This window comes from Microbacterium deferens, assembly GCF_045517775.1.
In the GTDB taxonomy this organism is placed as follows: domain Bacteria; phylum Actinomycetota; class Actinomycetes; order Actinomycetales; family Microbacteriaceae; genus Microbacterium.
Map to the genome: position 1 here is coordinate 894,756 of NZ_JBEUWT010000001.1, position 13,333 is coordinate 908,088.

Annotated in this window: 8 protein-coding genes; 2 read left to right on the forward strand and 6 right to left on the reverse strand. The window is 69.4% G+C overall.

Going from position 1 to position 13,333, the window contains the following annotated elements; all coding sequences use genetic code 11:
• Positions 1-50 precede the first annotated feature (50 nt).
• Complete coding sequence (locus ABTU82_RS04320; RefSeq protein ID WP_407171954.1) at positions 51-1,049, reverse strand: glycerophosphodiester phosphodiesterase family protein; 999 nt, start codon at positions 1,047-1,049, stop codon at positions 51-53.
• A gap of 132 nt (positions 1,050-1,181) precedes the next feature.
• Between ABTU82_RS04320 and ABTU82_RS04325 the strand changes: the two genes are divergently transcribed.
• Both ABTU82_RS04325 and ligD read left to right on the forward strand, forming a co-directional pair.
• Positions 1,182-2,090: a Bax inhibitor-1/YccA family protein gene (locus tag ABTU82_RS04325; RefSeq protein ID WP_407171955.1), complete on the forward strand. Its 909-nt coding sequence runs from the start codon at positions 1,182-1,184 to the stop codon at positions 2,088-2,090.
• A gap of 275 nt (positions 2,091-2,365) precedes the next feature.
• Positions 2,366-3,589, forward strand: a complete 1,224-nt coding sequence (ligD, locus tag ABTU82_RS04330) for a non-homologous end-joining DNA ligase (protein WP_407171957.1) — start codon at positions 2,366-2,368, stop codon at positions 3,587-3,589.
• A gap of 543 nt (positions 3,590-4,132) precedes the next feature.
• Here the strand turns inward: ligD and ABTU82_RS04335 are convergent.
• The 5 genes from ABTU82_RS04335 to ABTU82_RS04355 form a co-directional block, all read right to left on the reverse strand.
• Positions 4,133-5,518 (reverse strand): glycosyltransferase, encoded by a 1,386-nt coding sequence (locus ABTU82_RS04335; protein WP_407171959.1) that lies wholly within the window; start codon positions 5,516-5,518, stop codon positions 4,133-4,135.
• Positions 5,515-5,964 carry a nitroreductase/quinone reductase family protein gene (locus tag ABTU82_RS04340; RefSeq protein WP_116645931.1) on the reverse strand — a complete coding sequence of 150 codons (450 nt, stop codon included), beginning with the start codon at positions 5,962-5,964 and terminating at the stop codon, positions 5,515-5,517. The genes ABTU82_RS04335 and ABTU82_RS04340 overlap by 4 nt, the downstream gene beginning before the upstream one ends.
• Before the next feature lie 160 nt (positions 5,965-6,124).
• A complete protein-coding gene (gene guaA, locus ABTU82_RS04345; RefSeq protein WP_407171960.1) occupies positions 6,125-7,705 on the reverse strand; it encodes a glutamine-hydrolyzing GMP synthase in 1,581 nt (526 codons plus the stop codon).
• Complete coding sequence (locus ABTU82_RS04350; RefSeq protein WP_116645929.1) at positions 7,702-8,217, reverse strand: DUF3817 domain-containing protein; 516 nt, start codon at positions 8,215-8,217, stop codon at positions 7,702-7,704. Before ABTU82_RS04350 ends, guaA begins: the two co-directional genes overlap by 4 nt.
• A gap of 80 nt (positions 8,218-8,297) precedes the next feature.
• Positions 8,298-13,331 carry a metallophosphoesterase gene (locus ABTU82_RS04355; RefSeq protein WP_407171963.1) on the reverse strand — a complete coding sequence of 1,678 codons (5,034 nt, stop codon included), beginning with the start codon at positions 13,329-13,331 and terminating at the stop codon, positions 8,298-8,300.
• Between the last annotated feature and the right edge of the window lie 2 nt (positions 13,332-13,333).

Consider the following 13,333-nt stretch of genomic DNA (forward strand, 5'->3'; position numbering starts at 1 on the left):
GCGTCACCGCCCGACACACACCCGCACGACGCCGCTGACCGGCGCGCGTTTCACTCGCCGCGGAAGAAGGCCACCGCGAGATCGGCGTGGTCGGCGAAGACACCGTCGGGCTCAGCATCCCTGAGCACCGCCCACTCCTCTTCGTACCGGCCGAAGGCACCGTCGTCGGCGCCGGATCGAAACTCCGGCACGAGGAAGGCGTTCTCAGGGCGGCACGTCCACGTGAAGACGCGCAGCCCCCGCTCGTGCGCATCCGCGACGATGCGGCTGGGTCCCGTCGCGCGTCCCGCTCCGTCGGGTTCCAGGATCATCCGCTTGTCGACGCTGATCCCGTCGAACCGGCCCGCGAGCGCGTCCAGCCCCGCGGGCGCCGCCGTCTGCGCGTACGTCGGCGCGGCCGCGCCCAGAGAGGCGACGAGGTCGGCCGGATGACCGTCGGCGGCGAGCAGATAGATGAACTCGGCGGCGAGACCTCGCTCGCGAAGGGCCGTCAGCACGGTCGACTCGAACGACTCGATCACGAGCGGAACGTCGCCGCCCAGGCCACGGAGTTCGTCGAACACCAGCTGGTCGAGCCGGTGCCCGAGGCGGCCGAGAGCGGTCGCGTGCTTGATCTCGACGACCAGCCCGACCGCTCTCCCCCGCGCCCACCCGGCATGACGCACGAGATCGACGAGGTCGCTCAGGCGCAGCATGGGCTCGGAGTCGTCGAAGGCCGCGCTCCCGGGGCGCAACGTCGGTAGCCGCTCCCGGCAGCGGAGGGTGGCGAGCTCGGCCCACGTGAAGTCCTCGGCGAACCAGCCGGTGAGCATCTCGCCGTCGATCTCCTTGGTCGTCCGACGCGAGGCGAACGCCGGATGCTGCGACACGTCGGTCGTGGCTCCGATCTCGCTGTCGTGCCGCACCACGAGCACACCGTCGCGAGACACGACGACGTCGGGCTCGACCGCGTTGGCCCCCATAGCGATCGCCAGCTCGTACGACGATGCGGTGTGCTCGGGACGGTAGCCCGGGGCGCCACGGTGCCCGATGACGAGGGGTGCGGTCACGTCTTCACGTTAGCGGCCGGCCCGCTCATGGTGTCCTCACAGCAGCACCCCGCGACGGCGGAGAGGGCGTCGGCTAGTGTTGATCTACAGCACGGTGCTGTAGATCAACCCCGATTTTGGAGTGTGAGAGCAGTGGCCCTCAACAACCCGGCCTTCAACAACCCGGCGTTCCAGGACCCGCGCGCCGTTCAGACCTACCCCGGTGGCTCGCAGGCTGCGCGCCTGGGCAACGGTCAGACGCAGTATGCGCCGCCCCCCGCCGCCACCAACGCCGAGCTCGAGGGCAAGTTCGCCGCCCCCTCGGCCGGCGCCCAGCAGACCGATCGCATGACGTACGAGGACACCGTCTACAAGACGATCGCCCTCTTCGCGGTCCTCCTGGTCACCGCGGCTGTCGGATGGGTCGCGACCCTCGGCGGCATCTCGGCCGCGCCCGGCACGCCCACCTCGGTGCTCCCGATGCTGGTCGGCGCCCTCGGTGGCTTCGTGCTCGCGATGGTCATCATCTTCACCTCGCGCAAGAAGGTGCGTCCCGGGCTGATCGTCGCGTACGCCGCGCTCGAGGGCCTCTTCGTCGGTGGCATCTCCGCGTTCTTCGAGGTGCAGTGGCAGGGCATCGTTCTGCAGGCCACCCTGGCCACCCTCTCGGTCGTCGGTGTGACGCTCGCCCTCTTCGCCAGTGGCAAGATCCGCGCCTCCAAGCGCGCGACCAAGATCTTCATGATCGCGATGCTCGGTTACCTGGTCTTCAGCCTGGTCAACGTCGGTCTCATGCTCTTCAACGTGCCGATCGCCGGCGGCGCTTTCGGCCTGCGCAGCATGGAGATCGCCGGTATCCCGCTCGGGCTGATCCTCGGCGTACTCGTCGTCATCATGGCCGCGTACTCGCTGGTGCTCGACTTCGACCAGATCCAGCAGGGCGTCCGCAACGGGGCTCCCCGCACGTTCGCCTGGATGGGCGCCTTCGGCATCATGGTCACGGTCGTCTGGCTCTACGTCGAGATCCTCCGCATGATCGCGATCATCCGCGGCAGCAACTAGCCACCGCTCGCACGAAGGGGTCGTCCGTTCCGGACGGCCCCTTCGTCGTTTCCGCCCGGACCCCGTTCCTCCCTCGTTGTCCGGAATGTGGCGCATTCCTGCGTATGACCGCACCGAACTGTAGGGTCACTCGACGGATGCTGTGGCAGTCGGCTCCTCGGTTCGGCGGGGAGCCTGCCGAACCGCACGGATGGGCACGGGACGCCACGACCGAGGCGACGGCACGGCAGCGCAAGGCCTGGCCGCAGCATCCTGCACCCGGCTAGCCTCGCGCCATGAGCCCGTCGAAGACACCCGCCGACACCCTCGAGATCGCCGGGCACGAGGTGCGCGTGACGAGCCCCGACCGGGTGGTGTTCCCCGGCCCCGGTCTCACGAAGCTCGACATCGTGCGCTACTACGTGGCCGTCGCCGACGGCGCTCTGCGCGGTGCGGGAGGGCGCCCGATGGTGCTCAAGCGGTTCGTGAAGGGCATCGACGAGGAGGCGTTCTTTCAGAAGCGGGTGCCCGACAAGCATCCGGACTTCATCGATACCGCGACCCTCCGCTATGCGCGCGGCACCTCCGCGGAAGAGACCGTCGTCAGGGACGCTGCCGGGCTCGCATGGGTCGCGAACCTCGGATGCCTCGACCTCAACCCGCATCCGGTCCGTGCCGAAGACCTCGACCACCCCGACGAGCTGCGGGTGGATCTCGACCCCATGCCGGGCGTCGAGTGGGCGCAGATCGTGGATGTCGCGATGATCGTCCGCGACGTGCTCGACGACCACGGTCTCGTCGGCTGGCCCAAGACGAGCGGGTCGCGGGGACTGCACATCCTCGTGCGCATCGCGCCCGAATGGGATTTCGCCGCGGTGCGGCTGGCTGCCGAGACCCTCGCTCGGGAGGTCGAGAACCGCGCGCCCGGCCTCGCGACCGCGCGGTGGTGGAAGGAGGAACGCGGTGAGAGCGTCTTCGTCGACTTCAACCAGAACGCCAAGGACCGCACGGTGGCGTCGGCGTACAGCATCCGTCCGCTCCCCGACGCGCGCGTGTCGACCCCGCTCGCCTGGGACGAAGTGCGTGCGCGCCGCCCCGAGGAATTCACCGTCGCGACCGTGCTCGAGCGCTTCGCCGACATCGGAGACCCGCACCGCGGTATCGACGAGGCGGTCGGGCGTCTCGACGGCCTGTTGCAGCTCGCCGACGAGCTGGGCCCCGCCGACAAGCCGCCGACGGCTTTCGACGGCTCGGGCCGGCGCACCTCCACGATGCCGTTGATCGAGGTGGCACGCACGAAGACGAAGCCCGAAGCCCTCGAGGCCCTCGAGACGTGGAAGACGACGCACACGCGGGCGGCGGCCGTGCTGCATCCCGCGGACGTGATGATCGACGGCATGCGCGGATCGAGTTCGCTCTGGTACCGCGTGCGCGTCAACCTGCAACACGTGCCCGAGGCGGAGCGCCCGCCGCAGGAGCCGCTGCTCGCCGACTACGACCCGTGGGCAGGGCGGGCCTAGGCGCCTTTCCTCGCCCGCCCGGGTGCGTCTGCGCTCAGCCACCCCTGCCCTCGCCGCGCCCGACCTCCCCTTCACGTTCTTGCTCACGAAGCGCTTCCCCACCCCCCCTCCCTCACGAAACGCTTCCCCATCCCCTCCTCGCTCACGAAACCCCTCTCCCCGCACGAACTCAGGATGAACGCGCCAACCCCCGCGGTCTGCAGCGGTTCCGGGCCCGTCCCCGGCCGACCATCCTGAGTACGGTCGCCGAAGCCGACGAAAGCGGGCACGAGCCCCCCACGCGCCCGCCCTTCCCCCCACCCCTTCTTCCTCACTAAGCCCCTCGCTCCGCATGAACTCAGGAAGAATCCACCGGCCCCCGCGGTCTGCACCGGTTCCGGGCCCCTCCCCGGCCAACCATCCTGAATACGGTCACCGAGGCTGCCGGAAGCGGGCACGAGCCCCACGCGCGCGGCCGACCGCACCGCGCGACAACCGCCCCCGCGCGGCCAACCGCACCGCGGGGCAGCCGCACCGCGGGGCAGCGGTCGCGGGCGGAGGGCCTCAGCGAGTGCCGGGAGAGCGCCGCGGCGTGCGATCAAGCGCCTGCCGGGCCACGGCCGCGAGGGCATCCATCGTCGGGGCGGGGGCGAATCGCGCCGCGGCGACAAGGGCCTCCGCCGACAGCCGTTCGCGCATCGCCGCATCGCCGAGCACCTCGGTCAGCGCGGCCGAGAGCGCGGCGACGTCGCCGTCGGGAACGAGCACTCCCCCGCCGTCGCGCAGCATGTCGCGCGGACCGTAGCGGATATCGAACACCACCGCGGGCGTGCCGTGCGACAGCGCCTCGGCGAGCGCGAGCCCCTGCCCCTCGAAGGCCGAGGTGGAGAGGTAGACGGATGCGGCGTCGAGCACGCCGGCGACGTCCTCGGTCGCGCCGCGCAGCACGACCGACTCGCCGACCCCGAGATCGTCGATGAGCGCCTGGAGCGCCCCGCGCTCCGCCCCGTCGCCGTAGATGTCGAGCGTCGCATCCGGCACGGCCGCGCCGACGAATCCTCGGATCGCGAGGTCTACGCGCTTCCCGGGCGCGAGCCGGCCGATGACGACGGCCCGGCTGGGCTCGCGCGCCGCGATCGGGACGACGGATGCGGGGGGCACCACGGCATTCGGGACGACCGCGTGCACGCCCGACGAGCCGAACCGCTCGACGACGTCATCGCGCTGCGATGGGGTCGGCCACAGCACGGCATCGAACCGGTCGGCGACCGAGAACCACCGCGACCACAGCGCGTTCAGGGGCGCATCGGGGGTGAACGGCGGTTCGAGGTGTGTGGTGTGCACGGTGTGCAGCAGACGCACCGCAGGTGCGTGCCACCCGCTGAGCAGCTCGCCGAGCTGGCGGGATTCGCAGATCACGACGACCGGGCGCTCGACCCGCTCGCGCAACCCCGCGACAACGTGGTCGAGCCAGGCGCGATAGAGCGACCCGAACCCGGCGATGACACCGATGCCAGACCCGTCCGCGTCGTGCACGACGATCGGTGCCGTCGTCAGGTGCCAGTCGGGGTCGCCCGTGATCACCGGCAGCGACACGATCGGGCGGCCCGCAGCATCCGTCACCTCCCGGTACGAGAGCGAGGGGTCGGCGTCGCCGGGCGCCGTGGCCTCACGCAGCCATTGCGCGCCACCGCCACGGGGGTCGGATGCTTCGTCGAACAGATTGCGCAGGCGTTCGGGGACGTCGAGCATCCCACGACGGACGAACTCCGACCGGTGTTCGACGTGGGCCTCGGGCGCGCCCGGGTCGACCGTCAGCAGCTCGGTCTCGGCACCGGCCTCTCTCATCTGCCGGATCCGGGTCAGGGTGGCCACGGTGTACCCGCCGTCGAGACCGGGGATGAGCCGGCTCGACAGCACGAGGTACCACGCGTCGGGGAATCGGGTCACGGGCGCGGTCGTCCTATCCGGAACACGGGGAAGCCCGGGGCGATCTCGGCGAGCTTCTCGTCGGGAGAACCCGCGTCCACTCCTTCGAAGAAGCGCCCGACCTCCCAGGCCCAGGCCTTCAGGTAGGCGCGGAGGATCGGGGGCTTCTCGGCGTCGGACACCTCGACGGCGGTGAAAGCTTCCACCCGGCGGCCGGCGCGGAGTTCGCCGGCACCCGAGACCCGGAGGTTGCGCACCCACTGCGCGTTGCCGCGCGGGGCCACGAGGTACCGCTCACCGCCGACCCGGAGCGGATTGACGGGCGTCGTGCGCCATTCGCCGCTCGATCGACCTCGCACGGCGAGCACTCGGCTACCGGCGAGCGGCAGCCCCACCCGGGTCAGGAGTCCGACGACCCGGTTGAACCCCCGATCGACCACGGTGGGCCGAACGAACCGCTCGCTCATCCCCTCATCCTCTTCCCTCTGCGAGAAGTGAGGCTCGTGGCAGCGCCGCCGGGCAGCAGACGGCTGGCGGCTGCAGGCGCATCGATCTCACGCTCCGGGCCGACCGAAGACGACATCACGGAGCCCGCCGTCGACCGCGCCGCAGCACGAACCCGGCGGCTCACTCCCACTCGATCGTCCCCGGCGGCTTCGACGTCACGTCGAGCACGACACGGTTGACGTCGCGGACCTCGTTGGTGATGCGGTTGCTGATCTTCGACAGCACGTCGTAGGGCAGGCGCGTCCAGTCGGCCGTCATCGCGTCTTCGCTCGACACGGGGCGCAGCACGATCGGATGCCCGTAGGTGCGGCCGTCGCCCTGCACGCCGACGGATCGTACGTCGGCGAGCAGCACGACGGGGCACTGCCAGATCTCGTTGTCGAGGCCGGCCTTGGTCAGCTCTGCTCGCGCGATGGCGTCGGCGTCACGCAGAATCTCGAGGCGGTCAGCGGTGACCTCACCGACGATCCGGATGCCGAGGCCGGGCCCCGGAAACGGCTGGCGGCCGACGATCGCCTCGGGAAGACCGAGTTCGCGCCCGATCGCCCGCACCTCGTCTTTGAAGAGGGTGCGCAGCGGCTCGACGAGTTCGAACTGGAGGTCTTCGGGAAGGCCCCCGACGTTGTGGTGGCTCTTGATGTTCGCGGTGCCCGCACCGCCACCGGATTCGACGACGTCGGGGTACAGCGTCCCCTGCACGAGGAACCGGATCGGCTCGCCGTCTGCGGCGGCCTCGGCGACGAGGTCGCGCTCGGCGGCCTCGAACGACCGGATGAACTCGCGCCCGATGATCTTGCGCTTCTGCTCGGGGTCGCTGACGCCGGCCAGCGCCTCGAGGAACTGCTCGCGCGCGTCGACGGTGATCAGGCGAACGCCGGTCGAGGCGACGTAGTCGTTCTCGACCTGTTCGCGCTCACCCTTTCGCAGCAGCCCGTGGTCGACGAAGATCGCGGTGAGCTGATCACCGACGGCCTTGTGCACCAGCGCGGTCGAGACGGCGGAGTCGACCCCGCCCGAGAGCGCGGAGATGACGCGTGCCGAGCCGATCTGCTCGCGGATGCGGTCGACCTGCTCGGCGATGACGTTGCCGCTGTTCCAGTCGGCGGGCAGGCCCGCGGCCTTGTGGAGGAAGTTCTCGATCACACGCTGACCGTGGTCGGAGTGCTTCACCTCGGGGTGCCACTGCACGCCGTACATGCGGCGGGAGTCATTCGAGAAGGCGGCGACCGGGGTCGCGGCGGTGCGAGCCAACACGTCGAACCCCTCGGGGGCGCGCGAGACCTGGTCGCCGTGACTCATCCACACGTTCTGCTCGGCGGGCTGACCGTCGAGCAGAGTGCCCTCGGTGACGATCGTGGCATCGGTCGCGCCGTACTCGCGCAGGCCGGTGTTCGCGACCTCGCCGCCGAGCGCCTTCGCCATGACCTGGAAGCCGTAGCAGATGCCGAGCGTGGGAACGTCGAGGTCGAACACCCCCGAATCGAGCGACGGAGCGCCCGGCTCGTACACCGACGACGGGCCCCCGGAGAGGATGATGCCCACCGGGCTCTTGGCGGCGATCTCGGCGGCCGTGGCCGTGTGAGGAACGATCTCGCTGTAGACACCGGCCTCGCGGACGCGACGAGCGATCAGCTGCGCGTACTGCGCGCCGAAGTCGACGACGAGGACGGGACGTTGGGAGGTCTCGGTCTGTTCGGTCAACGGGTGCCTTCCGGTGCGGAAACGGATGCTTCGGCCGCCTCGCGTTCTGCGAGGTAGGTGGTGACCTTCCGGGCCGTGATGGCCTCGAGGAAGAAGGAGAGGAACGGTACGACGCCGCCGAGGGCGAGCAGGATGAACCGCGGGAAGGGCCAGCGCATGAGGCTCCAGATGCGGAAGCACGAGAACAGGTAGACGACGTAGAACCATCCGTGAACGACGAGGATCGCGAGAGAGATGTTGACGCCGTCACCGGTGGAGACGATCTCGCACCCGTTGCCCCCCGGCAGGAAGAGCGAGAACCATTCGCAGGCCGGACCGGGGATCGCCGGGGCGAAGTACAGGAAACCGCGCGTTCCGCCGGCGAAGAGCTCGACGTGCAGCGGGGTGTACTTCAGGATCATCTCGGTCAGGAGCAGCAGGAGGCCGACGCCGGTGATGACCGAGCAGATCTGGTAGAACTTCAGGGCTCCGCGGATCGCAGGAAATGATGCGAGTTTCGGGGCTCGAGGCATGGGCTCCATTCTAGACGGCGGCGAAATCGCCGACCGCCCTCCCCCGCGCGGGGAGAGGGCGGTCGGTCGATGTCGAACGATCAGCTCTTCGGCAGCGTGACCTGGATGAGGCCGGTCGGGTACCGATCGCGCGCCGAGACGTACAGCAGGTCGCGGTCGGCATCGATCGAGACGCCGTAGACCTTGTTGCCGTACGCGTGCGCCGAGAGCCGCCGCACCACGCTCAGATCGGAGGCCGAGAACACCGTCGCCCCCGACTGCTCGAAGGTGGTGCTCTGGTTTCCGACGACCACCAGGCCGCCGTCCACCGCGATCGAGCGGTAGTCCGCGTTCGCGACGCTCTGACGCTTCTGGAGAGCCAGGTCTGCGCCGCCGTACACGCGGATGCCCTCGGTCGAGCCGCTGGCGTCGCTGTTGCTGATGTACAACAGGTCGCTCGCCGCGTCGTATGCGACACCGTGCGTGCGCCACGCGCCCCCGTCCGCGACGCCGGCGACAGTCTGCTTCAGCTCGCCCGTGTTCGCGTCGGCGACGTCGAAGCCGGTGCCGCGCGTTCCGCCGTAGACGAGGCCGCGCCCGAGATCGACGTCCATGCCGCGCACCCCTCCCGAGAACGCGAACGGACCACGGACGACCGCTCCGGTCTCGGCGTTCAGCACGACCCAATTGCTGCCGTAAGCGACGTAGAGCACCTTGTTCGCGGCGTCGTAGGCGATGTCGCGCAATCCGTCGCCCGTGAGTCCCTCGGGCACGACGATCGTTCGCTTGACCACGTCGGCCACCGGATCCACGATGTGGATCCGCGCCGGGCGCATCTCGTTCGCGACGAACAGGTCGCCCGTCGCGGGGTCGACCGTCGTGCCGACGGGGAGGATCTGCGGCTCCTCACCCTCGGTCGGGATGGCGGTGAGCCCGCGCGCGATCCACGGCTCGACCGGAACCTCGGGTTCGGGCAGTGCCGCCGGAAGCGTCACCCGCACCAGGCCCGAGGGATACCGATCGCGCGCCGAGACGTACAGCCGGTGGGTCTTCGGGTCGATCGAGACCCCGTAGACCTTGTTGCCGTATCGGTGCTCCTCGAGGCGCTCGACCAGGCCGAGTCCGTCGGCGTGATAGATCGAGACCCCCGAGTTGTCGAACGTCGTGCTCTGGTGTCCGACGACGACCGTGTCGGTCGCGGGGTCCACCGCGATCGACCGGAAGTCGGCCCCCGCGACGTCGAGCGTGTCGACCAGCGAGTAGTCGGCGCCGCTGTAGACACGGATCCCCTGGGTGGATTCGGCGGTGTCGCTGTTGCTGACGTAGATGAGGTCGTTCACCGCGTCGTACGCGACACCGTGGGTGCGCCAAGCACCGCCGTCGGCCGGCGCCTCGACGGCACGGATGAGCGCACCCGTCGCGGCATCTCGCACGTCGAATCCGCTGCCGCGGAGGCCTGCGAAGACCCGTCCGCCCGCGAAATCGACGTCCATCCCGCGGACCCCGCCCGACGAGAAGGCGAACGGTCCCGCGACCCTGGCACCGGTCTGCGCGTCCATGACCACCCAGTTGTCGCCGAAGGCGACCGTGAGATGCCCCGTGGCTGCGTCGAAGGCGATGTCGCGCAGACCGTCCTTCACCGGGTCGGTCGTCGGCGCCGACAGGGTGCGCACGATCGTGTCGGTCTTCGGATCGACGACGTGCACACGGGCGGGCCGCTGCTCGTCGGCGAGGTAGACCAGGCCGGTCGCGGGGTCGACTGCCGAGCCGACGGGGCGGATCTCGGTCGCGCCCTCAGCCGTCGCGGTCGGGATCGCGGCCAGCGCGGTCGCCGTCCACGGGTCTTCGGTGGGCACCTCGGGCTCGGTGGGTTCCTCGGGGTCCGTGGGCTCTTCGGGCTCGGTCGGCTCTCCGTCACCGGTGCGGATGCTGACGGTCACCGCCTTCGGCTCCAGCTCCTCGCCCGGAGGGTTGAGGCGGAAGTCGCGGTTGGCGACGAAGACCCGCTGGTCCTCCTCGTCCACGACGATGCCGTAGCCGTCCTTGCCGAACTCCGGACCCACCTTGTCGACCAGCGATGCACCGCTGGTGAGCGCGTGCACCGAGAAGCCGCCGCGATCGGCCGACGTGCCGGTGTACCCGACGTAGAGCAGACCGTGCTCGCTGTCGATGTCGACCTGGCGGGCTCCCGCGCGCACCTCCTTCTCCCACACGAGGGAGAAGCCGTCGTTCGCCGCGAAGGCCTGGAGGTCGGGGGTTCCCGGCACTCCCTGGAACTTCGTGGTCACGATCGTGCCCGTCTGGGGGTCGGCCGCGACGTAGTACGAGTCCTTCGTTCCGTTGATCACGCCGAGCGACTGACCGGTCGATGCCCGGAACACCTCCACGCCGCGCGCGGGCACCGCCACGTAGACGTAGTCGTTCTTCGGGTCGACATCGATCGAGCGCTGCGACTCGATGATCGGATACGGACCCCGCACGACCTGCCCGAACGTCTCATCGGCGATCGACACCACGATCCAGTTCTTGTTCTGCTGACCCACGTACAGCAGCTGCTTGTCCTCGTCGATGCCCAGATCGCGGATGTTCTCCGGCAGGGTCATCGATCGACGCACCTGGTCGGAGTCGGGGTCGATCTCGAAGATCTGGCGCGAGTTCTGGTCGCCCAGGTAGAGCACATCACGCTTCTGGTCGTACGCCACGCCCGCAGGCAGAGCGGCCTTGTGCGCCGCATCCGTCGAGCTGTTCGGCATCACCGAGTCGAGGTCCGCGAGCTTCTCGTACGCGAAGGTCTCGGCCTCGGGCTCTGCGATGCGGGTGCTCTCGGTGACCGCGAACGGCACCAGCTCCTCGCCCGGAGGGTTGAGGCGGAAGTCGCGGTTGGCGACGAAGACCCGCTGGTCCTCCTCGTCCACGACGATGCCGTAGCCGTCCTTGCCGAACTCCGGACCCACCTTGTCGACCAGCGATGCACCGCTGGTGAGCGCGTGCACCGAGAAGCCGCCGCGATCGGCCGACGTGCCGGTGTACCCGACGTAGAGCAGACCGTGCTCGCTGTCGATGTCGACCTGGCGGGCTCCCGCGCGCACCTCCTTCTCCCACACGAGGGAGAAGCCGTCGTTCGCCGCGAAGGCCTGGAGGTCGGGGGTTCCCGGCACTCCCTGGAACTTCGTGGTCACGATCGTGCCCGTCTGGGGGTCGGCCGCGACGTAGTAGGAATCCTTCGTTCCGTTGATCACGCCGAGCGACTGACCGGTCGATGCCCGGAACACCTCCACGCCGCGCGCGGGCACCGCCACGTAGACGTAGTCGTTCTTCGGGTCGACATCGATCGAGCGCTGCGACTCGATGATCGGATACGGACCCCGCACGACCTGCCCGAACGTCTCATCGGCGATCGAGACGACGACCCAGTTCTTGTTCTGCTGACCCACGTAGAGCAGCTTGTTCTCCTCGTCGATGCCCAGATCGCGGATGTTCTCGGGCAGAGTCATCTCGCGGAGCACCGCGTCGGTGTCGGGGTCGATCTCGAAGATCTTGCGCCCGTTCTGGTCGCCCAGGTAGAGCACGTCGCGCTTCTGGTCGTACGCCACGCCCGCGGGGAGGGCGGCCGTGGAGGAAGCACCCGCCGTGCCGTTCGGCATGACCGCGTCGAGTTGGGCGGTCTGCTCGTAGTCGAACTCGCCCGCGGGCACCTCGGGGTCGGTCGGATCCGTGGGGTCGGTGGGGTTGGGGTTCTCGCAGCCGAGGCACGGCGAGGGGGTACCGGGGTCGATGACCTGCGGCTCGACGCCGTCGACGACGAGCTTGGTGTCACCGCTCTTCGTGATCGTGAATCCGTCGAAGAAGGCGCCGTCGGCCGTGCGCGACTCGAAGCGCATCGTTCCGCCGCTGACGTCGATCATCTGGTACGTCTGCAGACCGGCCTCGAGACGCCGGAGGTGTCCTTCGTTCTCGTTCCAGTGACGGGGACCTGCGTTGTAGAACTTCGATCCGACGCTCGAGGTGACGTACACGGGGCCGGTCGAGCTCAGCTCGGGGTCCGCGCCCGCGGGCAGGTTCTTCTCGTTCGCGAGCAGATTGCCCCGACCGTACGCGTGGTCATGACCGTTGAGCACGAGGTCGACGTTGTTGCGCTCGAGGATCGGTCCCCACTGCTGGCGGATACCGAGGTTGTTGCGCCCCTCGTCGAGCGAGTACACGGGGTGGTGGAAGTACACGACGGTCCACTGCTGCGTGCTCTCATCGAGCACCTTCTGCAGCCAGTCGCCCTGCACCTTCAGCCCCTCGGTCGAGGAGACGTTGCTGTTGAGGGAGATGAAGCGCACGCCCTCGTGGTCGGTGTAGTAGACCGTGCCGTCGAGCTCGTCGTAGATCGACCCCTCGCCCTGCGGACCGTTGTCGGGGTAGGTGTACATGCTGTCCCACTGCGGTGACAGGCGCCCCTCGTACTCGTGGTTGCCCGGTGTCGTGAGCAACTCCTGCGTGCCGAGACCGTACGAGAACGCCTCGTACAGCTCGCCCCACTGATCGTCGGCCTCCGCGTCGTTCACGAGGTCGCCGATCTGGAGCACGAGGTCGGCATTGGGCCGGTCGCGGAAGGCGTTGCGGACGACGCGGGAGGCGTCGCTGAGGATGCCGTTCTGCACGTCCCCGAAGTAGAGGAACGAGAACGTGTCGGCGTCGTCGGCGGCGGAGGTGTCGAAGTCCTGCCACTCGCTGAAGTTCGTGCCGTCGCCGACGCGGTACATGTAGGTGACACCCGGGCGCAGGCCGGAAAGGGTGGCCGTATGCACGACGTTCGTGTAGCCGAACTTCGTCACCTGCTCGACCCGCTGCTGCGCGTCGAGCGACACGATCCCGCCCGGGTAGGGCTCGGCGGTCATCGTGCGGTACTCGATGACGCCCTGGCGCACCCCGGTCGACGATCGCCACGACACGACCTGTTGCGTCGTGGGGTCGGCCCCGGGGAGCAGGGTGATGCGGTCGGGCACGATGTGCGGCGCGTAGCGCTCCGCCGCGGGGACGGATGCTGCGGATGCGGGCGCCGTGGCGACGAGCACGCCGCTCGCAGCGATGACGCCGAAGGCGACGCCGGCGGCCAGGACGCGGCCGGCTGTGCGGAAGCGAGCCATGA

Bases quoted from the DNA above. Each gene is read 5' to 3' on its own strand.
- ABTU82_RS04350 (WP_116645929.1), bottom strand. From the start codon at position 8,217: ATGCCTCGAGCCCCGAAACTCGCATCATTTCCTGCGATCCGCGGAGCC.
- ABTU82_RS04355 (WP_407171963.1), bottom strand. From the start codon at position 13,331: ATGGCTCGCTTCCGCACAGCCGGCCGCGTCCTGGCCGCCGGCGTCGCC.
- ligD (WP_407171957.1), top strand. From the start codon at position 2,366: ATGAGCCCGTCGAAGACACCCGCCGACACCCTCGAGATCGCCGGGCAC.
- ABTU82_RS04340 (WP_116645931.1), bottom strand. From the start codon at position 5,964: ATGAGCGAGCGGTTCGTTCGGCCCACCGTGGTCGATCGGGGGTTCAAC.